We start from the raw sequence: 21,865 nt of genomic DNA, 5'->3' as shown, positions 1-21,865 counted from the left end.
AGTCAAGGGTTGCTTTACGAGTTCGCCGGTAGCATCGACGCGCCCAGTGGCGCGAGTGCCCCTCGCCGCAGATCAGATCGCTGGGCGGAAAGTGGCGTCCATGCACTTCGACATGCTTCCGCTCATCGTCAAACTAGCGGGGTTCCTGCTGGCCATCCTGCCGCTGATGATCGACAATCTGCGTACCGGCAGAGCAACCAACGGCAACAACCTCATACTGCTGCTCGGCGGCCTCGCGATGCTCGTCCTTGATCGAGCCGTGGGATGGAGCGACCGATCCCTCCTGGCATCCGGCGGCTGGATCATCGCCGGAGGTGCCGTCCTCTTAGTGGTCCACCGGATGATCGGTGTTCCATCCGGCGTCGCCAAGACGCTGATAGCGTTGCTGCCCTGGTTTGCCATGGGAAGCTATCTTGTCGTGGTCACAGCGGGCTTGCTCATCACCGCACTCATTGGCTTTGTCACACGCCGTGACGCGCCGGTCGTCCCGCCTCTCATGGTTGCCGGCGTCTTCATCCTGGCCGTGTAAGTTCGGCTGCTACTGCAGCGCTTCACCGTGCTGCGAGATATCGAGGCCTTCCAGCTCCTGCTGCACTGACACCCGCAGCGGCGCGAACACGCCCACCAGCTTGAGCAGCACAAAGGTAACGCCGCCGGACCACACCAGGGTGGCGACGACCCCATAGAGCTGGATCACGACCTGTTGCGCATTGCCCTCGATCAGCCCCGCGGTGCCGCCGATCGCGTTCACCGCAAACACGCCGGCGAGCAGTGTGCCGGTCAATCCACCGATGCCGTGGACGCCGAACACGTCGAGCGAGTCGTCATACTTCAAACGCTGCTTGAGCCAGGTGCACGCCCAGAAGCAGAGGGTTCCCGCGACGACGCCGATGATGACGCCGTGCCACGGCGCAACGAATCCGGAGGCTGGCGTGATGGTGCCGAGACCCGCGATCGCGCCTGATATCATGCCGAGCACCGATGGTTTGCGCCGCGTCGCCCATTCGATCGCGGCCCAGGTCAGTGCGCCGGCGCAGGCGGCCAGATGCGTCGCGGTGATCGCCATGACCGCGCGCGAGTTCGCGGCCAGCGCCGACCCGCCATTGAAGCCGAACCAGCCGACCCATAACAATCCGGTGCCGATCACGGCAAGCGACAGGTCGAATGGCGCGAGGTTCTCGCTGCCATAGCCTTGACGCCGGCCGATCACCATTGCGGCAACCAGTCCGCCGACGCCGGCGGAAAGATGCACGACAAGGCCGCCGGCGAAATCCAGCACGCCCATGGTGGCAAGGAATCCGCCGCCCCATACCCAGTGCGCGAGCGGCACATAGACGAACATGAACCAGCCGACGGAGAACAGCAGGTAGGCTGAGAACCGCATCCGGTCCGCCACCGCACCCGCCACCAGCGCCACCGTGATGATCGCAAACGTCATCTGGTACAGCATGAAAAGCGCTTCCGGAATCGTCTTTGCCGCCGGGTTGACGCTCTCCATCGTCATTCCGATCAGAAACCAGCGATCGAGCGTGCCGATCCAGGGACCGTCGCCGACGAATGCCAGCGAATAGCCGAATGCCACCCAGAGAATCGAGATCATCGCCACGGCGGCGAGGCTCTGCGCCATTGTCGCCAGCACGTTCTTCTTGCGCACCATGCCGGAGTAGAACAGCGCCAGGCCCGGTATCGTCATCATCAGGACCAGCGCGGTGGCGACGATCATCCACGCGGTGTCGGCGGCATTGATAGCGGACGTCTCGGCGGCCACGGCCGGAGTCGTGAGCGAGCTCGCAGCAAGAGTGATGAGCGCAGCTTTCCTCGCTGCACGATACGATGGTGCCCCCATGGAATCCCCCGGCCTGTTGTCGTTTCTTGGCTTCGCGCGTTCAGCGTCGTTGCCGCCGCGCCTTGAATTAAGCGATGTCTCAGAGCGCGTCGCTATCGGTCTCGCCGGTGCGGATTCGTAAGGCGTGATCGATCGGCGTGACGAAGATCTTGCCGTCACCGATCTGCCCGGTACGCGCGTTCGCGGTAATGACCTCGATCGCCTTGTCGGCAACGTCGGAGGCGACCGCGATTTCGATTCGGAGCTTGGGCAGGAAGTTCACGACATACTCGGCGCCGCGATAGATTTCGGTGTGGCCCTTCTGGCGGCCGTAGCCCTTGACCTCGGTCACCGTCATGCCGTGGACGCCGATGGCCGTCAGCGCCTGGCGTACCTCGTCAAGCTTGAAAGGTTTGATGATCGCGACGACGAGTTTCATGATCAGCCTTCATTTCCCTGGGTATTTTTTGAGCACGCGGCAGCCGGGCCGCCCAGCGGCTCGCTGCCGATGCAAATCTGGCATCTTTCTGGGCAAATGGCATAAAAAAGTTGCAGGTAGAAGGGGAAAACATTTCCGCTTGGTGACATCGATCACTGTACAGGCGCCGGTATCGTCCGCCAAAATGCGGTTTCACCCTCCAGCCGCCCCCCGGCTCCCCTCCACGGCTCAAAGAGAATAAAATGTCGAACCGATCGTGGTTTTATGCATCCAACGGCCAGCAACAGGGCCCTCATCCGGAGACCCAGCTTCGCGACCTCATCACCCGTGGCATGGTCGGGGCGGATACGCTGGTCTGGACCGAAGGAATGTCCGGATGGCAGCGCGCCGGTGACATTCCTGGCCTGGTCCCCGGCGGATCAGGCCCGCCCTCTTTCGCGCAGCCCGGCGGTCCGCCCCCGGTTGCAGCCGGAGGTTACGGCGGCGGTGCGCTATCGATCGATGTCGGCCTTTGGCCCCTGCTTGGGTGGGCCCTTCTATTCATCATCGGCATGCTGCTGGTGATCCCGGCTCCTTGGGTTGCAACCTATTTCTATCGCTGGATCGTCTCCCGGATTTACGTGCCAGGCCGGCCGAACCTCGCCTTCAACGGCCAGCCCCTCGACATCTGGTACGTCTTCATTGCGATCGGCATTTTGACCTATGTGGGCTCGGCCGACCTCTATTACCTTCAATATCTCTCGATTCCGATTCAGGCCGTGCTGTCCTGGATGGTCATTCGCTGGGTCGCTGCGAATCTGAGCTCCAACGGCCAGCCGCTTCCGATCGCCTTCAATGGCAGCGCGTTGGGCTATGTCGGCTGGCAAGTGCTGCTGTATCTGTCCTTCATCACCATTGTCGGCTGGGCCTGGGTGGTCACGGCCTGGATGCGCTGGATCTGCCGCAATATCGACGGCACGCATCGCGAAGTCATCTTCACTGCGTCCGGACTGGAAGTGTTATGGCGAACCCTCGTGTTCGTGATCGCCTGCATCTTCATCATTCCCATTCCCTGGATGCTGCGCTGGTACGCGCAATGGTACGCGTCGCAGTTCGCGCTGGCCGAGCGCGGCACGTTGGCAAACGCTTAAGGCCTGGACGTCGACGCGCTCCTTCTCCCTGTATAAGGGGAGAGGGAGGCACCTTACTTGCGCTGGCGCACCGAGCCTTCCTGGGCCACCGACGCCACCAGCGTGCCGTCAGGCTTGAAGATCAGGCCGCGGGTCAGCCCGCGGCCGTCCTGCGCGCTCGGCGAGTCCTGCGCGTAAAGCAGCCATTCGTCGGCGCGGAACGGCCGGTGAAACCACATCGCGTGGTCAAGGCTGGCCGGCATCATCCGCTTGTCGAACAGGGTGCGGCCGTAGCGCGCCATCACGGCGTCGAGCAGCGAGAAATCCGACGCGTAGGCCAGCGCGCACAGGTGCAGCGCGGGATCGTCGGGCAGCTTGGCTGCGGTACGAATCCAGACATGGATCCGCCCGTCGTCGATCTTCTGGCCGAAATAGCGGCCAAGCTCGACCGGGCGCAGTTCGATCGGCCGGTCGGATTCGTAATAGCGGCGGATGAATTCCGGCATCTCCTTGAACATCGGCTGCTTCGACACTTCTTCCGCTGTGAGTTTTTCCGGCGGCGGCACATCCGGCATCTTGTCCTGGTGGTTGAAGGCGCCTTCCTCTTCAGCATGGAATGACACCATGATCGAGAAGATCGCATTGCCATGCTGGATCGCGGTGACGCGACGGGTCGAATAGCTCTTGCCGTCGCGCAGGCGCTCGACCTGGTAGATGATCGGGATCTGCGGATCGCCGGGCAGGATGAAATAGCAATGGATCGAATGCGGCAGGCGGCCCTCGACGGTGCGGCATGCCGCGACCATCGCCTGCCCAATCACCTGGCCGCCGAACACCCGCTGCCAGCTCGTCTTCGGGCTGTTGCCTCGGAACAGGTTCACCTCGAGCTGTTCGAGATCGAGGATGGAAATCAGGTCAATCAGGCCTTTGGACATGCGAAGTACTTTCAGTTGAATTCTTGCGTCATTCCGGGGCGATGCGGAGCATCAAACCAGGAATCTCGTGCCAAACCTCTGGATTCCGGGTTCGCGCTGCCGCGCGCCCCGGAATGACGATCTAGAAGCGACCTTGTTTCTCGGCCCTGTTTCGCCCAGCTAATATCAGGTAGCAAGTCTGGTCTAATGTGACGGCGTAACCGGGTAAGGATCGCATGGCGACACAGCGAAGCATTGTCATCTGCGGCGGCGCATTTGCCGGGCTGGCGCTGGCGCTGGCATTCCGCCAGGGGCTGGGCGCGGATATTCCCGTGGTCGTGGCCGATCCGGCCATGGCGGTGCGGCCGAGCCGCGATCCGCGGGCGACCGCGATTGTCGCGGCCTGCCGGCGGCTATTCGAGGCGCTCGGCGTCTGGGATCAGGTATCGGACTCCCAGCCGATCCTCGACATGGTCGTCACCGATTCCAGGCTAGAGGATGCCACCCGTCCGGTGTTCCTGACCTTTGCGGGGGAAGTCGAGCCCGGCGAGCCCTTCGCCCACATGGTCGAAAACCGCCGCCTGATCGATGCGCTGGTTGCGCGTGCCGAGGCCGAAGGCGTCGATCTCCGGGCAACGGCAGTCTCGACCTACGACTCGCGTGCCGATGGCGTCACGGTGACGCTCGCCGATGGCCAGATCATCGAAGCAAGCCTGCTGATTGCCGCAGACGGCGCGCGCTCAAAACTGCGCGAGCGCGCCGGCATTGCCACCCACGGCTGGGATTACGATCAATCCGGCATCGTCGTCACCGTCGGCCATGAACGCGATCATCATGGCCGCGCCGAAGAGCATTTTCTCCCCGCAGGCCCGTTCGCGATCCTGCCGCTGACCGGCAAACGCTCGTCGCTCGTTTGGACCGAAAGCCGCACCGAGGCCGCACGCATCACTGCGCTGGGCGAAGCCGAATTCCACGATGAGCTCGAGAAGCGCTTCGGGCTGCACCTCGGCGAGATCAAGGCGCTCGACAAACCGCGCGCGTTTCCGCTCGGCTATTTCGTCGCGCGCTCATTTATCGCCGAGCGGCTGGCGCTGGTTGGCGACGCCGCGCATGTCATTCATCCGATCGCGGGACAGGGCCTCAACATGGGCCTGAGGGATGTCGCAGCGCTGGCCGAAGTCGTGGTCGACGCGGCCCGGCTCGGCATCGATCCCGGGCAGGCCGATGTGCTCGACCGCTATCAGCGCTGGCGGCGCTTCGACACCATGGCGATGGGCTTGGCCACCAATTCGCTGAACTTCCTGTTCTCGAATGAATCGACGCTGCTGCGTACCGTGCGTGACATCGGGCTTGGCCTCGTCGATCGCGCGCCGCCGCTGAAGAGCCTGTTCATCCGCCAAGCCGCGGGATTGTCAGGCGAAGTGCCGCGGCTGTTGAAGGGCGAGGCGTTGTAGGAGGCGAATGGGGAATGGCGAATGGAAGTTTTCGCCATTCGCTATTCGCCACTCCCCATTCGCCCTTATTCGATCTTCCGTGCCTCTTCCGGCAGCATGATCGGGATGCCGTCGCGGATCGGATAGGCGAGCTTGGCGGAGCGGGAGATCAGTTCCTGCCGGGTCGAATCGAATTCGAGCGGGCCCTTGGTCACCGGACAGACCAGGATCTCGAGCAGCTTCGGATCGACGGTGCTATCGAGGCGTTCAGGGGGGGTATTCATGGCTGGTCTCCGACTTATCGCGGTCCCATTAGCACAGTCGACTGGACGCTGTCATGACGTGGCCATCCGCACCAGCTCGTCGAGCACAGCCTGCTGGCGCGCCTTCGGCAAGGGCTGGTCCGAGAGTGCGAAGCCGAGAAATGTCCAATAAAGAATTTGAGCGCGGGCGCGGGCCAGTTCCGGCGGCAATCCCGCCTGCGCCAGCAGGCCCTCCACATAGGTCAACCGGCGGCGGTCGATGGTTTGGACGGCGGCGCGGGCACGGGGATCGACGCTCGCCCAGGTACGGACCGCCTGCTCCAGCGCCAGCCGCTCGCTGAACACCCGGCGCAACAGCACCGCAAGCGGGTTTTCGTCTTTCGAAGCCGCCTCGACATTGGCGATGATCTGCTCGGCGGCCACTTCGTGCCAGCGCGCGAGAATCGCGGCATGGAACGCACCGATATCGGCGAAATGCCAGTAGAAGCTGCCGCGTGACACCCCCATCGCCTTGGCCAAAGGCTCGGCCTTCAGCGCGGTGAAGCCGCGGCTCGCCAGTGTCTTCAGGCCCTGATCGAGCCAGTCCTTCGCCGATAATTGATCGTTCATGCCCGGTTCCGCAATGTCCCACCATACACTACTGTATTGACAGGCGCCAGGATGCGGCGCATAACCATACAGCACTGTATGGAGGCGTTTCGATGCGCGATCTCGTTCTGCAATGCGCTGGCGTCGCCGGAATAGCGGTGGCCCTGATTCACGGCGTGCTGGGGGAAACCAAGGTGTTTGCCAAAGCGACCATCCAACCGGAAAGCCTGCGGACCCTGATCCGCTTGGTGTGGCAGGCGGGCACGGTGGCCTGGATCGGCGGCGGCGTGCTGCTGATTGCCGCGCCTTCGTTTGGATCGGAGAGCGCGCGGCACTGGATCGTTGTGACGATCGTCGCGGTCTACGCCTTTGCGGCGGCCGCCAATGCTTGGTGGTCGCGCGGCCGCGGCTTCGGCTGGAAAGCGCTCGGCGCAGTTGTCGTGCTAGCGATGGCTGGGTATTGAAGCGCTACTGCAGCCCGGTGTCGCCGCTGGTGCCCTTCTTGGCGAGATCCATTTCGGTCACTGCGATCAGGATTTCCGCGCGGGTTTTCAGGTCAGGCGCTTCCAGCATCGCTTGCTTCTCCGCCGGACCATAGGGCGACATCATCGCCAGCGCGTTGACCAGCGCCTCGTTCGGCGCGCTCTCGATGCCCTCCCAATCCACCTTCAGATTGTTGGCGTTGAGAAAGTCGGTCAGAACGTCGAGCAAGGCCGCGCGGTCCACATCCTCTTCGCCCTTGCGCGCAACGAAATCGTCGGCGTAGGGAAAGAAATCCACCTTGCATTGCCGATACGCAGTCAGCGTAGTGATTTCCTCGACCACCTTGAAGCGGGCGACGCCGGTCAGTTCGAGGATGTAGCGACCGTCCCCGGATTCGGCGAGCTGCGTGATGCGGCCGACGCAGCCGACCCGGAACAGCTCGGGCCTTGCCTCGTCCCTGCTGTGGGAAATATCCGGCTGGATCATCCCGATCAGCCGATGGCCGTCGCGCAGCGCGTCGTCCACCATCGCCAGATAGCGCGGCTCGAAAATATTGAGCGGCATCTGGCCACGTGGCAGCAGGAGAGCGCCCGGCAACGGAAACACCGGAATAATTTCGGGAAGCTCGCCGGGTCCGCGGTATTCGGCATTGATCGGCATTTGCAGTCCCGGTCAGTTCGTCGGTTTGGTGCGGGTTCTCTTCACAAAACCATGTCCCACTGGTGTGGAATACGCCCTACGAGAAAAGAATCGTCGACAGCCGCTTTCGTCCCTCGACGGTCGCTTCGTCGGCGCCGCCCCATGCCTCGAAGAACTGCACCAGTTGCTTGCGCGCGCCGTCGTCGTTCCATTTGCGATCGCGCTTGACGATCTCGAGCAACTGGTTGGTTGCCTCCGAGCGCTTGCCCAGCGCGTTGAGCGCGGTCGCCAGGTCGAACCGCGCCTGATGGTCGAGCGGGTTTGCAGCGACCTTTTGTTCCAGCTCGGCAACCGGACCGACCGCCTGGGCCTGCTCGGCGAGGTCGATCGAGGCCTGCACCGCCTTGACGGCGGCATCGTTGCGCTTCGATTCCGGCACCATCGCTAACGTCTGCTTGGCCTGTTCGACGGCACCGGTCGTCACATAGCATTTCGCCAGCCCCGCCAGGGCCGCGATATTGGTGGCATCGAAACCCAATATTTCGGCATAGATCTGGGCTGCCGCGGCGGGATCGCCTTCCGCCAGCACGGCCTCGGCCTCCTGCAGGATTTCCGCGATATTAGGCTCGCCCGGCGCCGTCATGCCCTTGGTGAGCTTTTCGATAAACGCGTTGACCTGGCTCTCCGGCACCGCGCCCATGAATCCGTCGGCGGGTTGGCCATTGACGAAGGCGATCACGGCCGGGATCGACTGAATGCCCATCTGGCCGGGAATAGCCGGATGGTGGTCGATGTTCATCTTGACCAGTTTGACCTTGCCCTTGGCCGCGCGGACCGCCTTTTCGAGCACCGGCGTGAGCTGCCGGCAGGGGCCGCACCACTCCGCCCAGAAGTCGATCAGCACCGGCTGGCGCTTCGATTCCTCGATGACATCCTTCACGAAGGTCTGAGTGGTCGTTTCCTTGATCAGATCGGGTGCTGCCTGCGGTGCCGGGCCGCCGCCCTGCTCAACTATCGTCACGGTGTCCTCGCCTGATGTTTCGAGAAGAAACGCAGAATATCGACTGCGGGTCCGGCCGTTTCTAGCACGGTCCGGAACCAAGTTCTCGTTCGCTAGATGGCGGCTTGGACGCAAAAATCAATCGGTCTGGGCTTCGAGGCGCTGCTAGCTTGCTGACCGTGGGGGCCGCCGCCGCGAATCGAATTATTGCGCGCCTTCCGGGGGGCCCCGGTTCCCCGGTCGTCGCCCCGAAAGCCGATAAATGCCGCTTTGGCGTTGTTTCGGACGGATTCGAGCCCATTTGCCAAAGAAATCGGACTAACCGGAAATGGTTCAGACCGTGCGCGGACTGTTGCATTCACGGTCCGCATTTGGCATAGGTCTGCCGTTGACGGCGAGCGATCGCCGCCATCTCGGATGCGGGTGTAGCTCAGTGGTAGAGCACGACCTTGCCAAGGTCGGGGTCGAGGGTTCGAGCCCCTTCGCCCGCTCCAGATTTTCTTCTATGGCAAAACACTAGATCCAATGACAGGCCGCCACTTTGGCGGCCTTGTCGTTTTTTGGTCCCCCGATGTGATCCAGCTCTCTTTTCGTTCGAGGGGGGCGTGCAATGCTCTGAGACCAGAGATTGTAGGGTCGTTTCATCACCCGGCGGGGCAATTTCATGGGCCGAAACATTGTTTTGCTGTCCGACGGCACCGGCAATTCCGCGGCCAAGGTCTGGCGCACGAACGTCTGGCGCACCTTTGAGGCGCTGGATCTTTCTGGAAACGATCAGGTCGCCTTCTACGACGATGGCGTCGGCACTTCGACATTCAAGCCGTTGGCGATCCTTGGGGGCGCATTCGGCTTTGGCCTGAAACGGAACGTCGTCGACATCTACAAATTCGCGTGCCGCAACTACAAGGACGAAACCGACAACCTCTATGGCTTCGGCTTCAGCCGCGGCGCATTCACGATCCGCGTCGTCATCGGGCTGATTCTCAATCAAGGCCTTGTGTCCGCCGACAACGAAAGCGAACTCGACAAGAAAGCCATCGCGGCCTACCGGAAATACCGCAGCGAGCGCTACCATACTGTGTGGCCCTGGCATCCCGAGGACTGGTACCGGGCCATTCGCAACTTCCTCTTCCCGATCAAGTACGACAAGCGCGACAATCGCACGGTCAAATACATCCGCTTCGTGGGTGTGTGGGATACGGTCGCCGCCTATGGCCTGCCGATGGCCGAGATGACGCGAGGTGTCAGCCGGTGGATCGTTCCGCTCGAACTTCCCAATCACGCGCTGAATCGTAAATGCGTCCTGCGCGCATGCCAGGCGCTTTCGCTTGACGAAGCACGAACCACGTTTCATCCGGAGTTGTGGGACGAAAAAATCATTCCGCCATCGGAATTCGATCCAAACCGGAAGCGCCACATCGCTGATGAGCAAATTAGCCAGGTCTGGTTCGCAGGCGTGCATTCCAATGTAGGCGGCGGGTATCCGGATGATGCGCTGGCCTACATTCCGTTGATCTGGATGCTCAACGAAGCGCAGCGCTGCGGTCTGAAATTCAAGTCCGACACCGGCGATCCACCCGCCGATCCCGATGCGTTCAAGAATGCCATTTCGAGAGCGGACAAGGACGGACGAATATACAATCCGCGCGCGGGCCTCGGCGCCTATTACCGTTACGGTCCACGAAAGCTCGTTCAGCTTTGCAATTACAGATACGCGAAAAAGGAAGACGACGAAGTCACGGTCGAACGTCCGAAGATCCACGAGGGCGTGTTCAGGCGAATCAAGAGCCATGCGCACGCCTACGCGCCCATCGGCCTGCCTGCCGTCTACGACGTCGTGAAGGCCGACGGCGAGATCGTCACGCCGGATCAGTATGAGTTCGAGACCAGCGATGCGGCCAAGAAGCGCGCGGACGCACAGGAGCATGTCTGGAACGAAATCTGGAAACGACGCGTGGTCTATTTCGCTACCGCCGGCGCCACCGCCTGGCTGTTGGCCTTTCCGTTGATCAGCGGCGCCACGCGCTCCGACGAATTCACGAGCCCGATCCGATGGGTCTCGGACATCATTCGCTTCGTCGGGGCTTTTCTGCCGGACTTCGCGTCTACGTGGGTCGACGGCTATGCCCGCGCGCCGTTTTCCTTCCTGCTGCTTGCTGGCCTGGTCGCGTTCCTCAACCTGTGGGGAATGCGAATAGCAGCGCGCATCGACGACCGCATGGGGGCGATCTGGCGAAAAACTGCTTCTGCGCCGTCGGGCCTGCCCAAAAATTTCGTCTACCGGCTTCGCAGCAACAAGTTTTACATTGCACTGCATGAGGGGATAAAGCGCAGATGGGCGCCTGCATTCTTTGCCCTGCTGTTCGTCTATCTCGGGTTGGCCCTGGTCAACCGCCTGCTCTACAACGTCCAGGATGTTGCCGGTTTTACCTGCACACCGAGCGCGGGAACGAAAGGTCTTGCCAAGGGCGAAACGGTTGCGCAGCCCGTCGAGTTCAAGACGTCGGACCTCTGCAAGCCGACCGGCATTCATCTCGATGGCGGCGGAGCCAGATACATGGTGAAGGTCGAGCCGGTGCCGTCGGAGCCATGGTACGATGCCGCTATCAAAGTCCCGTTCGGCGGCTTCTCACCCACTGACCAGCCGAGCTGGAATCAGCGAATCCTGCTCGGCCTCGGAGTGCCGCTGCGCCGCGAATTGACCAAGGACTGGTTCCGGATCGTTCTGCGCTATGGCGACGTCGGCGGGGAAGAGACTTCTCTCGATCCTGATCCTACCGATTCCGTGATCGAAGCCACCATCAAGCCAACCCGCGAAGGCGAACTGTTCATCTTCGTCAACGACGCCGTGCTCGGCATTCCCGGGCTCTATGATCTCTTTTATCGAAACAATAAAGGCGCGGCGAAACTGACGGTGAAGCGGCGATAGGCCGGCCAGGCTCCGAGCGTGCTGAGCTTCAAAGCGGATGTGCGGGATCGCACCAGGCTAAACACATCAAGCCTCCGCCCACCACTTCCCGCACCACTGCGAAGCCGATCGAGCCTGTCCCACCGAGCACGAACACGCGCACGATCTGTCCCTCCTGTGGAAGCCCGCCCACCTCGGCGAGCTCCGCTCTCGAGGAATATTGCGATGCAACGGGCGCAAGCAAACGCGCATCGAACGCGGCCAGTTATCAATCCGTCTCACAATTTGCTTTGACGTCGCGGAGCGGCGCAGCCTGCGCTTCTTTGCCCCAAAGTATGTGCTACCATTTTTAGTCTGTTCCATTTCACCAGACCAAGTTCGTCTCTCGAACGTTTCAAAATAATAACAGGCGCAGCCGCCAGGCTGCATAGGGAGTGACGCGATGAAATCGGCTTTCAATCGATCCATTCTTGCGCTCGCAGCCGTCCTCGTTGTCGCGGGGGCCAGCCAGGCCGACGCGCAGCAGAAGGCCTTGAAGAAATACGAGTCCGGCTCCAAGGACTTCTGGACCAACCCGCCGCCGGACTGGTTCCTCGGCGACGAGACCGAAGAACAAAAGGGCCTCGCTCCGCCATCCGGGCCGCCGACCGGCGCCTCGGAAGCGGAACTGGCGGCACTGATGAAAAAGATCAAGCTGCCGGACGGCTTCAAGATCGAAGTCTATGCATCCAACGTACTGTCCGCGCGGCAGATGGCCTGGGGCGACAAGGGCACGCTGTTTGTCGGCTCGTTCGACCTCGGCAATGTCTATGCGATCAAGGACAATGGCGGCAAGAAGGAGGTCAAGACCATCCTCAAGGGCCTCAAGATGCCGACCGGCCTCGCCTTTCTCGATGGCGCGCTCTACGTCATCGCGGTCGACAAGCTGATCAAATACGAAAACGCCGAAGCCAATCTCGATAATCTTGGCGCCGGCAAGGTCGTGTATGACGACATGCCGTCTTACATCGCGCACGGCTGGAAATACATCACGGTCGACAAGGATGACTGGTTCTACCTGCCGTTCGGACCTCCCTTCAACATCGGCATCCCCCCGACCAGCGTCTCGCAGGTCCGCCGCGTCGATCCCAAGACCGGCAATGCCGAGATCTGGGCGCTCGGCGTCCGTAACAGCGTCGGCGGCGACATCGATCCGCGCTCGGGGCGATACTGGTTCACGGAAAACGCCCGCGACTGGATCAGCGACGACATGCCGAGCGACAAGCTCAACATGATCTCCAGGATCGGCGAACATTTCGGCTATCCCTATTGCCATCAGGGCGATATGCCGGACCCGAAATTCGCCATGGGTCACAAATGCTCTGAATTCACGCCGCCCGTCGTTAATCTGGGCGCGCACGTGGCGCCGCTGGGTATGAAGTTCTATACCGGCAATCAATTCCCGCCTGAGTACAAGAACAACATCCTGATCGCTGAGCACGGCTCCTGGAATCGGCATAAATACCAGGGCGCCCGGATCAAGCGCGTCATCGTCGATGCCGACGGCAAGAACGCCAAGCAGGAAATCTTCGCCTCCGGCTGGCTCGAAGGCGACCAGGGCTATCTCGGCCGTCCGAACGATATCATCCTGGACAAGGACGGTTCGATCCTCGTGGCCGACGACTGGGCAGGAGCGATCTATCGCATCAGCTACAGCAAGAAGTAGAGCGTGAATTGGCAGAGGCTGCGGCTGCTCGGGACCGAGCGACCGCGGCCTTTGCTGTTTGGGCCGCGGCGGAGAGTAATTGAAATGCGAAGTGCAATGGTTGGCGCGCTGCTGGCTTTCACGATCTGCGGACCATTCGCGCACGCCGCCGATGTTGCCGCCGGCAAGGTCAAGGCCGAACTGTGTGTCGGGTGCCACGGCGAAGGCGGCATTTCGCAGATCGAGAACATTCCCTCGCTGGCGGCGCAGCCCGACCAGTTCATTCAGTGGCAGCTCGTGTTTTTTCGCGCCGGGACCCGCAAGAACGAGCAGATGCAGCCGATCGTCGAGCAGCTCAATAACGAGGACATCCGCAACCTCGGCGCCTATTTCGCTTCGCTTGAACCGCCGAAAGCGCCCAAACCCGATGACAATCCCGAGCTTTCGAAAAAGGGCGCGCAAGCTGCCGCCGGGCGACGCTGTGCTTCATGCCACACCGATAGCTACGCCGGCACCAAGGGGGTTGCCCGCATCGCTGGCCAGCGCGAGGAATATCTCGTCAAGGCGCTACGCGAGTACAAATCGGGTATGCGATCCGGCGGCGCCATGGCCGCGATGGCGGATGTCGCCTATCCCCTCAGCGAGGAAGAGATCGAAGCGCTCGCGCATTTTCTCGCGTATCTCTGACGTCCTTCGTCGTCCCTGCGAACGCGCAGGGACCCATACGCCGCGAAAGCGCAATTTAAGGAAGTGCCCGTCGTTCGATTTCGTTCAGCAACTACGGCCCGTGGTTATGGATCCCCGCGTTCGCAGGGACGACGGAGAGTGCTTTAGCTGACTACGCGGAGCGCTGCTTTTCATACGCCTTGAGGTGCGTGTAGGCGATGCGCAGTTTCGGCACCGGGATCTTGGCGGCGTCGGCGCGCGCGACGAGATCGCCGACCACATGGTCGGCCTCGACCGGCAGGGCCGCTTTGATGTCGCGGAACATCGAGGCGGTCATCGGCGAGCCCTCGGTCGTCAACAAGCCGCTGGTGCGCTGGAAGAACGGGCCGGTCGGCTCATAACCCGACGCCTTTGCAATCGCGCTGCATTCATCGAGCATGCCGAGCAGAAAATCCTTGCCGCCAGCCACCGCCAGGATGTTGCCGACCGAAGTGCGCATCAGGCAGGTCGATGCCGCCAGCGAGGCGAGGAAAACCCACTTCTCCCACATGTCCCGCATGATGTGTTCGCTGGCCGCGGCGCCGAACTTGCCGCTGTCGAACACTTGCGCAATCGCACGCACCCGCTCCGATAGGGAGCCGTCGCGCTCGCCGAAATTAAGCGACTGCATCGGCGCGAGCTGGACCACCTCGCGGGCGTCATTGAGCGTCACCGCGATCGCGCAGAGACCGCCGAGCACGCGGTCGGGTCCGAACTTCTGGTCCAGCACGTTGAGGTGCAGCATGCCGTTGAGCAGCGGGATGATCGCAGTTTGTGGGCCGACCGCGGGGGCAAAAGACCTGATCGCGTCTTCCAGGTCGAACGCCTTGCAGCTCAACAGCACGACGTCGAATTTCTCGGCAAGCTTGTCGGCCTGCACTGTCGGCGGGCTCTTCAGCGTCACGTCGCCGGCGGGACTCTTGATGACGAGACCAGCGCTTGCGAGTTCGGAAGCGCGCTTCGGCCGGACCAGGAACGTCACATCGTTTCCAGCCTGAAGCAGCCTGCCGCCGAAATAGCCGCCGATGGCGCCGGCGCCAACCACGAGAATACGCATGCGATAGCTTCCTTTGTTGTTGGTCTTGGCATGGGCGAGTGGCGAGCAGGGAATGGCGAATAGGGACTTCACATATCAATTCTACCACTCGCTATTCACCATTCGCTTCTTTACCACTTCTCGCCAAACAGTCGAACCCGGGCGGCTATTTCCCGGCGATCATTTCCTCGACCTCGCGCAGTTGCTCCTTGCCGAAAAACATTTCCTTGCCGACGAAGAAGGTCGGCGAGCCGAACGCGCCGCGCTCGACGGCGGATTGGGTGTTCTCGATCAGCCTGGCCTTTACGTCGGCGTCCTGCGAGCGCGCCAGCAGCCTGGCGGCGTCGAGGCCGGACGCGGCCAGCGCCCTTGCCGCGACTTCGGGGTCATCCATTTTCTTCGGCTCGACCCACATGTGATGGAACGCGGCCTCGACATATTTCTCGAACACGCCTTCGTGCTGGGCCGCCACCGCCGCACGCATCAGGTTCAGCGTGTTTACCGGGAAGAACGGGTTCCAGACATAGGGCTTGACCCCAAAGCGTTTCAGGAAGCGCTCGGTCTCCAGTGCGTAGAATTCGCGCTTGTTCTTGATGCCGGCGAGCGTTTCCGCGGGCGACCTGTTGTTGGTGGCCTTGAAGATGCCGCCGAGCAGGATCGGCACATATTCGAACTTCACGCCGGTGCGCTTTTCGATCGCCGGAATCGCTTCGTGGCTGAGGAACGCGTTGGGGCTGCCGAAATCGAACAGGAATTGCGGATTTGTGCTCACAGCAGTCTCCCTGATGTTTTGGCGCATTGTGGCGCAAGGCAGGCGGCGCGTCCACGGTATTATGACGATCGTAATATTGTGGAATATAGCCCCGCGTCATATCAGCCGCCGAATCGGTCGGCAACGCCGCGCCTATGGCTCGGCGCGATCGCTGAAGGCGAGCTTGACAACGTGATCGCGGATATCGTCGGGCCAGGCGGCGACGAGCCCGACGAATCGCCGCCGGTCATCGGCGAACAACGCCCGCGACGCTTCCTCGAAGCCGGAGAGATTGCCGGCCATCACGGACATGAAGCGATAGGCGGCATCCCTTGCCGCGCGGGTGCGATCCGCATCGCCATTGGCCCGGCGCGCTTCTTCCACCAGCTTTCGCAACGCGACCGATGCGCCGCCAGGCTGCGTCCCAAGCCATTCCCAATGGCGCGGCAACAGTGTCACTTCGCGCGCGACGACGCCGAGCTTGGGACGCCCGCGCCCGCGCGACTCCGCCGCCGCGGTCTGTTCAATCGCGCCTTCCGGATGCGGGGCCGGTTGCGGCAAACGGGCAATGACGTCGCGCTCGGTGCCGCGAAGATCGAGATCGATCGGCTGGCCGGTGGCGTCAGCAAATATGATGATCGGCGGCGCCGCGGGTCTTCGCGAGGCATTCATGACCGCAATTGCGACCTCGGCGAGCGGGCCGCTGGCAAGGCGTTGCGGGCCGATGAAGGCCGTGAATTGGGGGCGGGTAGGTTCAACCATTGGAGCAAACTCTGGATTTTTCGTCAGCCTATATTTACCCGGATAAAACGGGACGTCAATATCACCCGGGTAAATATATAGCGACGGCTAAGGCCATCTCGACTTTCCGCCGCCCGGCTGGCACCAACGGCGCGCCAATTGAAGGGGACGGCCATGCTGACGGTGCATCATCTCAACAATTCCCGCTCGCAGCGTGTGCTGTGGCTGCTCGAAGAGCTCGGCGTCCCCTACGAGATCGTCCGCTACCAGCGCCAGCCGGACATGCGGGCGCCTAAGGAGCTGCGCGCCATCCACCCGCTCGGCAAATCGCCCGTCATTATCGACAACGGCAACACCATCGCCGAGTCCGGCGCGATCTGCGAATACATCATCGGCACCTATGGCAACGGCCGCCTGATTCCGCCGCCGAACACGCCGGAGCGGCTGCGCTACACCTATTGGCTGCACTATGCGGAAGGTTCCGCGATGTCGCCGCTGCTCCTGAAGCTGTTGTTCACGCTGATGCCGAAGCGCGCGCCGGCCCTGCTGCGCCCGCTGGTGCGCAAGGTCTCCAACACGGCTTTGACCACCTTGGTTAATCCGCAGCTCCGGCAGCACATGGATTACTGGGAGAGCGAACTCGCCAAGAGCGAGTGGTTCGCTGGCAATGAATTCACCGGCGCCGACATCCAGATGAGCTTTCCGCTGGAAGCCGCCGCCGCGCGCGGCGGACTGGAGCAAGGCCATCCCAAAGCGATGGCGTTCCTCGAACGCATTCATGCCCGCCCGGCCTATGCACGCGCGCTGGAAAAGGGCGGGCCGTACGTGGTCGGGCGCTGACCGCTTCACGGCTGCTCCTCCCAAGGCGCCTATCGCGGCGTCTGCGCCGCCCCAACCGAGGGCAGCGCCTGCACGGTGACGCCGGGCGGCGGCACATCGTCGTCGGGGACGAAGAAGTCCGACATCAATGGCACCGAGCGATCAACGCGGTAGTGCTCAAAGTCCCTGACGCCAGAGGCGTACAGCACCTTGTCGTCGATGCAGAACTGCCCGGTGAATTCCCGCGCCGGCCTGGTCAGGATCGCGTGCGCAGCGTCGCCCATGATCTCGGGCGTGCGGCTGGCGCGGATCATGGCCTCGCCGCCGAGCAGGTTACCGACCGCGGCGGTCGCGATGGTGGTGCGCGGCCACAGCGCGTTGACGGCGACGCCAGCGGATTTCAGTTCACCCGACAGGCCCAGCACGCACATGCTCATGCCGAACTTCGCCATCGTGTAGGCGGTGGAATGCTCGAACCATTTTGTCTTCATGTCGAGCGGCGGCGACAGCATCAATATGTGCGGGTTGGCCGCCTTCTTCAGATGCGGGATGCAATATTTCGACACCATGAAGGTGCCGCGGGTGTTGATATCAATCATCAGGTCGAACCGTTTCATGTCGGTTCCTTGCGAATTGGTCAGGCTGATGGCGCTGGCATTGTTGACGCAGATATCGATGCCGCCGAACTCGGCGACGGTCTGCTCGATCGCCGCGATCACCTGCGCCTCGTCGCGGATGTCGCACAGCACCGGCAGCGCCTTGCCGCCGGCGGCGCGGATCTCTTCCGCCGCGGTGTAGATGGTGCCCTTGAGTTTCGGATGCGGCTCAGCGGTCTTCGCCGCAATCGCGACATTGGCGCCGTCACGCGCGGCACGTAGCGCAATCGCCAGACCGATACCGCGGCTGGCGCCCGAGATGAACAGCGTCTTGTCTTTGAGAGATGTCATGATGAGAGCCTCCAGTTATGCAGGCACACTGATTGGGCTCCCTCCCCCCTTGCGGGGGAGGGTTGGGGAGAGGGGTAAGCCACGAGCGCTAACGGCAGCCAAAACGCGATCCTGCATCAACGACCCTCCGAGACGATCGACGAGGTTGAGAGCATTGTCCATGCTGTTCGTCAGACAGTCGAGCAAGCGGCTACCCCTCTCCCTAGCCCTCCCCCGCAAGGGGGGAGGGAACCTATCCGCCGGTGCGTCCCTCACGAGTACCTGTCCTCATTGCCCCACCGCAGCCGCGCCTCTTGTGCGCGGATCGGGCGCGCCACGCAGGCCGTTCGGCGTGACGGAGATCGAATTTGCGGAGGTCTGGCCGAGCGGCTCGATGACCTTGTGACCTTTCGCCTTGAGCTCGGCCAACACCTCGTCGGAAAAGCCACGTTCGACGCGCACTTCATCGGGCATCCATTGATGATGGACCCGCGGGGCCGCCACGGCGGCGGCGACATCCATGTTGTAGTCAAGCACGTTGACCACGATCTGCAGCACCGCCGATATAATCCGGCTGCCGCCCGGCGAACCCGTGACCAGCACCGGCTTGCCGTCTTTCAGCACTATGGTCGGCGACATCGACGACAATGGCCGCTTACCGGGGCCGGGCAGATTGGCTTCGAAACCGACGAGGCCAAACGCGTTCGATGCGCCGGGCGCGGCGGTAAAGTCGTCGAGCTCGTTGTTGAGCAGCACGCCCGTCCCCTCGGCGACCAGGCCGACACCATAGGGAAAATTCAGCGTGTAGGTGTTGCTCACCGCATTGCCGCTGGCGTCGACGATCGAATAATGCGTGGTGTTGCTGCCCTCGCGCGGATTCACCGCCAACACATCGGCCGCCGGGGTTGCGCGTGCAAGGTCGATGCTGGCGCGTTGCTTCGCCGCGTAATCCTTGGTGGTCAGGATATTGACCGGCGCATTGACGAAGGCGGGATCGCCGAGGTAGCGCGCGCGATCTGCATAAGCGCGCTTCATGGCTTCGATCATGACATGCAGCGAAGGCGCGGAGCCCTGCTTCATATCAGGCATCGGAAACCCCTCGAGAATGTTCAGCGACTGCAGCAGTACCGTGCCGCCGGAGGAGGGCAGCGGCATCGACACAATGTCGTAGCCGCGATAAGTGCCGCGCACCGGGCTGCGGATCATCGCCTGATAGGATCTGAGATCGTCCGCCGTCATGAGGCCGCCGGCATCGCGGACGGCCTTTGCCAGCCGTTCGGCGACCGGCCCCTCATAAAATCCGCGCGCTCCCTGATCGGCAATTGCCGACAAGGTTGCCGCGAGATCGGCCTGGATCAGCCGGTCGCCTTCTTTCAATGGCGTGCCATCGCCGCGGGTGAACGCCTTCGCCGAATTCGGCCAGCGTCCCATCCTCCGGTACATATCCGACAGAGTGTCGGCCATGTCGTCGGCGACCACGAAGCCGTCGCGCGCCAGTTCGATTGAAGGTTTGAGGATTTGCGCGAGCGTGAAACGGCCCGAGCCGTATTTCTCCAGCGCCAGCGCCAATCCGGCCACCGTGCCGGGCACGCCGATGCCAAGCGCGGAACTGCGCGACTTGTCACTATCGGGTTTGCCGTCCGGTCCCAGAAAGATATCGCGCGTGATCGCTGATGGCGCGGTCTCGCGATAATCGATGGCGACGGCTTCATTGCGTCCGGCCGAATGAATCACCATGAAGCCGCCGCCGCCGATGTTTCCGGCACGCGGGTAGGTGACGGCAAGGGCAAAGCCGGTCGCGACCGCGGCGTCGACCGCGTTGCCGCCCTGCCTCAGGACATCGGCGCCGACTTGCGCGGCGAGCCTTTCCTGCGCCACCACCATGCCATGCTCGGCGGCAATGGCTCGAACGGTGGAGAGATCGGGGGGCGAGTAAAAGCGGCGTTCCTGCGCAAAGGCCGTCGTCCCACAGACAAATGCAAGTACGAGTGTGGCAGCTACTCGGCGCCACCGGATTGAAAAGACCGCCATCGAAAATCCGCCGCAGTTGGAGTGCGTGTGACGCTCGGCAACATCCCCCGAGCGTCGGTGACGCATGCTATATGGGTTCGGATCTGACAGGCAAAACGCCTCGCGACACTTTTGAAGGAAATATCCGGCATGGCGGTGATCGCTTCCGAGGCAATTGACGCCAAAATACCGCAGCAATATCCGGGCCGCGCCGCTGTCATGAGCTGGATCTTCTTCGATTGGGCGGCGCAGCCTTATTTCACGCTGATCACCACTTTTGTGTTCGCGCCCTATTTCGCGGGCTTCGTCGCGCCCGATCCGGCAAGCGGGCAGGCGCTGTGGGGATTCGCCACCGCGGCTGCTGGTCTGATGATCGCGCTGCTGTCGCCGGTGCTGGGCGCGATCGCTGACGCCAGCGGCCGCCGCAAACCGTGGATCGCCGGCTTCGGCACGCTGCTGGTGATCGGCGCCTGCCTGATGTGGTTCGGAAAGCCGGGTGATCCGAGCGTCATCCCGCCGCTGTTGCTCGCCTATGCAATCGCAAGCGTGGGTGTCGAATTCGCCACCGTCTTCAACAATGCGATGATGCCGACGCTGGTGCCGCCGGACAAGATCGGACGATTGTCCGGCACCGGATGGGCCACTGGTTATATCGGCGGCATTCTGAGCCTCATCCTCGTGCTCGGCTTCCTCGCCGCCAGTCCCGAAACCGGCCGCACACTGTTCGGCCTGGCGCCGCTGTTTGGCCTCGACCCGGTCAGCCATCAGGGCGATCGTATCACCGGGCCGCTGACCGGCATCTGGTTCATCATTTTCGTGACACCGATGTTCCTGTTCACGCCGGATTATCCGGCGAAGCGCCGGATCCGCGAGGCGCTGCACGAAGGATTGAGCGGACTCAAGCGCACGCTCGGCGAACTGCCGAAGCAGAAATCGGTGGCGACATTCCTGCTCGCCAACATGATCTACACCGACGGGCTGGTGTCGCTGTTTGCCTTCGGCGGCATCTACGCCGCCGGCACTTTCGGCTGGCATACGATCCAGATCGGCACGTTTGGAATTCTGCTGGCCATCGCCGGCACATTCGGCGCGTGGCTCGGCGGCAAGCTCGACGACAAACTCGGGCCCAAGCGCGTCATCGCCGGCAGCTTGCTGATCCTGCTGTTTGCGCTCGGTGCCATTTTGCTGGTCGACAAGGATTCGATCCTGTTCGTAAAGGTCGACCCGCCGGTGCCGGGCGGCGCGCTGTTCTCCGGCGCGGCCGAGCGCGCTTATCTCGTGCTCGGGTGCCTGATCGGCGCGGCCGGCGGTCCGCTGCAGGCGGCGTCGCGCACGCTGCTGATCCGTCTCGCGCCGAAAGATCGCATCGCCCAGTATTTTGGATTGTTCGCGCTGACGGGAAAGGTTACCTCGTTCATCGGCCCGCTGCTGATCGGCGCGGTCACCGCTGTTACCGCGAGCCAGAAGGCCGGCATGGCGATGCTGGTGGTGTTCTTCGTTGCAGGCCTCGCGCTGCTGGTGCGCGTGAGGGAGAATTCGTAGATCCTATGGGGTGGCAGGTGGTCAGGGGTAAGCTGAGTTTGCGAACACCC

21 protein-coding genes and 1 tRNA gene are annotated in these 21,865 nt (G+C 62.4%); 10 read left to right on the top strand and 12 right to left on the bottom strand.

Going from position 1 to position 21,865, the window contains the following annotated elements:
* The first annotated feature begins 100 nt into the window (after nucleotides 1–100).
* Nucleotides 101–529 carry a hypothetical protein gene (locus CP49_RS30030; RefSeq protein ID WP_057853745.1) on the top strand — a complete coding sequence of 143 codons (429 nt, stop codon included), beginning with the start codon at nucleotides 101–103 and terminating at the stop codon, nucleotides 527–529.
* Between the two features lie 9 nt (nucleotides 530–538).
* Here the strand turns inward: CP49_RS30030 and CP49_RS30025 are convergent, their stop codons facing one another.
* Together CP49_RS30025 and CP49_RS30020 are read right to left on the bottom strand one after the other, a co-directional pair.
* Nucleotides 539–1,846 (bottom strand): ammonium transporter, encoded by a 1,308-nt coding sequence (locus CP49_RS30025; RefSeq protein ID WP_057853744.1) that lies wholly within the window; start codon nucleotides 1,844–1,846, stop codon nucleotides 539–541.
* 79 nt (nucleotides 1,847–1,925) lie between these two features.
* Entirely contained in the window at nucleotides 1,926–2,264 is a 339-nt protein-coding gene (locus CP49_RS30020; protein ID WP_057853743.1) for a P-II family nitrogen regulator, read from the bottom strand.
* Nucleotides 2,265–2,506: 242 nt separating this feature from the next.
* Here CP49_RS30020 and CP49_RS30015 point away from each other — a divergent pair, with 242 nt between their 5' ends.
* Nucleotides 2,507–3,394: a DUF4339 domain-containing protein gene (locus CP49_RS30015; protein ID WP_057853742.1), complete on the top strand. Its 888-nt coding sequence runs from the start codon at nucleotides 2,507–2,509 to the stop codon at nucleotides 3,392–3,394.
* A gap of 53 nt (nucleotides 3,395–3,447) precedes the next feature.
* On the opposite strand, the gene tesB is transcribed toward CP49_RS30015, so the two are convergent.
* The gene (tesB, locus tag CP49_RS30010) at nucleotides 3,448–4,308 is read right to left on the bottom strand and encodes an acyl-CoA thioesterase II (RefSeq protein WP_057853741.1); all 861 of its coding nucleotides are present in this window, start codon (nucleotides 4,306–4,308) and stop codon (nucleotides 3,448–3,450) included.
* A gap of 215 nt (nucleotides 4,309–4,523) precedes the next feature.
* On the opposite strand from tesB, the gene CP49_RS30005 reads away from it, so the two are divergent.
* The gene (locus tag CP49_RS30005) at nucleotides 4,524–5,741 is read left to right on the top strand and encodes a ubiquinone biosynthesis hydroxylase (protein ID WP_057853740.1); all 1,218 of its coding nucleotides are present in this window, start codon (nucleotides 4,524–4,526) and stop codon (nucleotides 5,739–5,741) included.
* Nucleotides 5,742–5,806: 65 nt separating this feature from the next.
* On the opposite strand, the gene CP49_RS30000 is transcribed toward CP49_RS30005, so the two are convergent.
* Nucleotides 5,807–6,004 carry a Trm112 family protein gene (locus CP49_RS30000; protein ID WP_057853739.1) on the bottom strand — a complete coding sequence of 66 codons (198 nt, stop codon included), beginning with the start codon at nucleotides 6,002–6,004 and terminating at the stop codon, nucleotides 5,807–5,809.
* A 51-nt stretch (nucleotides 6,005–6,055) separates the two neighbouring features.
* On the bottom strand, nucleotides 6,056–6,592 hold the full coding sequence (locus CP49_RS29995) for a TetR/AcrR family transcriptional regulator (RefSeq protein WP_057853738.1): 537 nt from the start codon (nucleotides 6,590–6,592) through the stop codon (nucleotides 6,056–6,058).
* A gap of 92 nt (nucleotides 6,593–6,684) precedes the next feature.
* Here CP49_RS29995 and CP49_RS29990 point away from each other — a divergent pair, with 92 nt between their 5' ends.
* Nucleotides 6,685–7,035, top strand: coding sequence for a hypothetical protein (locus tag CP49_RS29990; protein WP_057853737.1), 351 nt, complete (start codon nucleotides 6,685–6,687; stop codon nucleotides 7,033–7,035).
* A 4-nt stretch (nucleotides 7,036–7,039) separates the two neighbouring features.
* Here the strand turns inward: CP49_RS29990 and CP49_RS29985 are convergent, their stop codons facing one another.
* On the bottom strand, nucleotides 7,040–7,714 hold the full coding sequence (locus CP49_RS29985; RefSeq protein ID WP_057853736.1) for an LON peptidase substrate-binding domain-containing protein: 675 nt from the start codon (nucleotides 7,712–7,714) through the stop codon (nucleotides 7,040–7,042).
* Between the two features lie 76 nt (nucleotides 7,715–7,790).
* A complete protein-coding gene (gene trxA, locus CP49_RS29980) occupies nucleotides 7,791–8,714 on the bottom strand; it encodes a thioredoxin (RefSeq protein ID WP_057853735.1) in 924 nt (307 codons plus the stop codon).
* Between the two features lie 398 nt (nucleotides 8,715–9,112).
* Here trxA and CP49_RS29975 point away from each other — a divergent pair.
* From CP49_RS29975 to CP49_RS29960, 4 genes are all read left to right on the top strand, one after another.
* A tRNA-Gly gene (locus CP49_RS29975) sits at nucleotides 9,113–9,187 on the top strand.
* 170 nt (nucleotides 9,188–9,357) lie between these two features.
* Nucleotides 9,358–11,622 carry a DUF2235 domain-containing protein gene (locus CP49_RS29970; RefSeq protein ID WP_057853734.1) on the top strand — a complete coding sequence of 755 codons (2,265 nt, stop codon included), beginning with the start codon at nucleotides 9,358–9,360 and terminating at the stop codon, nucleotides 11,620–11,622.
* 421 nt (nucleotides 11,623–12,043) lie between these two features.
* Nucleotides 12,044–13,306 (top strand): PQQ-dependent sugar dehydrogenase, encoded by a 1,263-nt coding sequence (locus CP49_RS29965; RefSeq protein WP_057853733.1) that lies wholly within the window; start codon nucleotides 12,044–12,046, stop codon nucleotides 13,304–13,306.
* Nucleotides 13,307–13,390: 84 nt separating this feature from the next.
* On the top strand, nucleotides 13,391–13,972 hold the full coding sequence (locus CP49_RS29960; protein WP_057853732.1) for a c-type cytochrome: 582 nt from the start codon (nucleotides 13,391–13,393) through the stop codon (nucleotides 13,970–13,972).
* Nucleotides 13,973–14,123: 151 nt separating this feature from the next.
* Here the strand turns inward: CP49_RS29960 and panE are convergent, their stop codons facing one another.
* The 3 genes from panE to CP49_RS29945 form a co-directional block, all read right to left on the bottom strand.
* Nucleotides 14,124–15,047 carry a 2-dehydropantoate 2-reductase gene (gene panE / locus CP49_RS29955; RefSeq protein ID WP_057853771.1) on the bottom strand — a complete coding sequence of 308 codons (924 nt, stop codon included), beginning with the start codon at nucleotides 15,045–15,047 and terminating at the stop codon, nucleotides 14,124–14,126.
* 145 nt (nucleotides 15,048–15,192) lie between these two features.
* Complete coding sequence (locus tag CP49_RS29950) at nucleotides 15,193–15,825, bottom strand: 2-hydroxychromene-2-carboxylate isomerase (protein ID WP_057853731.1); 633 nt, start codon at nucleotides 15,823–15,825, stop codon at nucleotides 15,193–15,195.
* Between the two features lie 105 nt (nucleotides 15,826–15,930).
* A complete protein-coding gene (locus CP49_RS29945) occupies nucleotides 15,931–16,539 on the bottom strand; it encodes a DUF2239 family protein (RefSeq protein WP_057853730.1) in 609 nt (202 codons plus the stop codon).
* A 153-nt stretch (nucleotides 16,540–16,692) separates the two neighbouring features.
* On the opposite strand from CP49_RS29945, the gene CP49_RS29940 reads away from it, so the two are divergent.
* Nucleotides 16,693–17,358 carry a glutathione S-transferase family protein gene (locus CP49_RS29940; RefSeq protein ID WP_057853729.1) on the top strand — a complete coding sequence of 222 codons (666 nt, stop codon included), beginning with the start codon at nucleotides 16,693–16,695 and terminating at the stop codon, nucleotides 17,356–17,358.
* 29 nt (nucleotides 17,359–17,387) lie between these two features.
* Here the strand turns inward: CP49_RS29940 and CP49_RS29935 are convergent, their stop codons facing one another.
* Nucleotides 17,388–18,284, bottom strand: a complete 897-nt coding sequence (locus CP49_RS29935; RefSeq protein ID WP_057853728.1) for an SDR family oxidoreductase — start codon at nucleotides 18,282–18,284, stop codon at nucleotides 17,388–17,390.
* A gap of 267 nt (nucleotides 18,285–18,551) precedes the next feature.
* Nucleotides 18,552–20,294 (bottom strand): gamma-glutamyltransferase, encoded by a 1,743-nt coding sequence (gene ggt / locus CP49_RS29930; RefSeq protein WP_057853727.1) that lies wholly within the window; start codon nucleotides 20,292–20,294, stop codon nucleotides 18,552–18,554.
* Nucleotides 20,295–20,423: 129 nt separating this feature from the next.
* On the opposite strand from ggt, the gene CP49_RS29925 reads away from it, so the two are divergent.
* Entirely contained in the window at nucleotides 20,424–21,815 is a 1,392-nt protein-coding gene (locus CP49_RS29925; RefSeq protein WP_057853726.1) for an MFS transporter, read from the top strand.
* Nucleotides 21,816–21,865: the final 50 nt, after the last annotated feature.

The sequence above is a fragment of the Bradyrhizobium valentinum genome (assembly GCF_001440405.1).
Classification (GTDB): domain Bacteria; phylum Pseudomonadota; class Alphaproteobacteria; order Rhizobiales; family Xanthobacteraceae; genus Bradyrhizobium; species Bradyrhizobium valentinum.
The sequence above is the reverse complement of the archived record's forward strand: the minus strand, read 5'-3'. Positions and strand labels throughout refer to the sequence as shown.

What these genes read in the sequence shown, in the direction of transcription:
- CP49_RS29940 (WP_057853729.1), top strand. Translation starts at nt 16,693, where the DNA reads ATGCTGACGGTGCATCATCTCAACAATTCCCGCTCGCAGCGTGTGCTG.
- CP49_RS29995 (WP_057853738.1), bottom strand. Translation starts at nt 6,592, where the DNA reads ATGAACGATCAATTATCGGCGAAGGACTGGCTCGATCAGGGCCTGAAG.
- CP49_RS30000 (WP_057853739.1), bottom strand. Translation starts at nt 6,004, where the DNA reads ATGAATACCCCCCCTGAACGCCTCGATAGCACCGTCGATCCGAAGCTG.
- CP49_RS29990 (WP_057853737.1), top strand. Translation starts at nt 6,685, where the DNA reads ATGCGCGATCTCGTTCTGCAATGCGCTGGCGTCGCCGGAATAGCGGTG.
- CP49_RS29950 (WP_057853731.1), bottom strand. Translation starts at nt 15,825, where the DNA reads ATGCGCCAAAACATCAGGGAGACTGCTGTGAGCACAAATCCGCAATTC.
- CP49_RS30005 (WP_057853740.1), top strand. Translation starts at nt 4,524, where the DNA reads ATGGCGACACAGCGAAGCATTGTCATCTGCGGCGGCGCATTTGCCGGG.
- CP49_RS30015 (WP_057853742.1), top strand. Translation starts at nt 2,507, where the DNA reads ATGTCGAACCGATCGTGGTTTTATGCATCCAACGGCCAGCAACAGGGC.
- CP49_RS29945 (WP_057853730.1), bottom strand. Translation starts at nt 16,539, where the DNA reads ATGGTTGAACCTACCCGCCCCCAATTCACGGCCTTCATCGGCCCGCAA.
- CP49_RS29970 (WP_057853734.1), top strand. Translation starts at nt 9,358, where the DNA reads ATGGGCCGAAACATTGTTTTGCTGTCCGACGGCACCGGCAATTCCGCG.
- CP49_RS30025 (WP_057853744.1), bottom strand. Translation starts at nt 1,846, where the DNA reads ATGGGGGCACCATCGTATCGTGCAGCGAGGAAAGCTGCGCTCATCACT.
- panE (WP_057853771.1), bottom strand. Translation starts at nt 15,047, where the DNA reads ATGCGTATTCTCGTGGTTGGCGCCGGCGCCATCGGCGGCTATTTCGGC.
- CP49_RS29925 (WP_057853726.1), top strand. Translation starts at nt 20,424, where the DNA reads ATGGCGGTGATCGCTTCCGAGGCAATTGACGCCAAAATACCGCAGCAA.
- ggt (WP_057853727.1), bottom strand. Translation starts at nt 20,294, where the DNA reads ATGGCGGTCTTTTCAATCCGGTGGCGCCGAGTAGCTGCCACACTCGTA.
- CP49_RS30020 (WP_057853743.1), bottom strand. Translation starts at nt 2,264, where the DNA reads ATGAAACTCGTCGTCGCGATCATCAAACCTTTCAAGCTTGACGAGGTA.
- CP49_RS29965 (WP_057853733.1), top strand. Translation starts at nt 12,044, where the DNA reads ATGAAATCGGCTTTCAATCGATCCATTCTTGCGCTCGCAGCCGTCCTC.
- CP49_RS29985 (WP_057853736.1), bottom strand. Translation starts at nt 7,714, where the DNA reads ATGCCGATCAATGCCGAATACCGCGGACCCGGCGAGCTTCCCGAAATT.
- CP49_RS30030 (WP_057853745.1), top strand. Translation starts at nt 101, where the DNA reads ATGCACTTCGACATGCTTCCGCTCATCGTCAAACTAGCGGGGTTCCTG.
- CP49_RS29960 (WP_057853732.1), top strand. Translation starts at nt 13,391, where the DNA reads ATGCGAAGTGCAATGGTTGGCGCGCTGCTGGCTTTCACGATCTGCGGA.
- tesB (WP_057853741.1), bottom strand. Translation starts at nt 4,308, where the DNA reads ATGTCCAAAGGCCTGATTGACCTGATTTCCATCCTCGATCTCGAACAG.
- CP49_RS29935 (WP_057853728.1), bottom strand. Translation starts at nt 18,284, where the DNA reads ATGACATCTCTCAAAGACAAGACGCTGTTCATCTCGGGCGCCAGCCGC.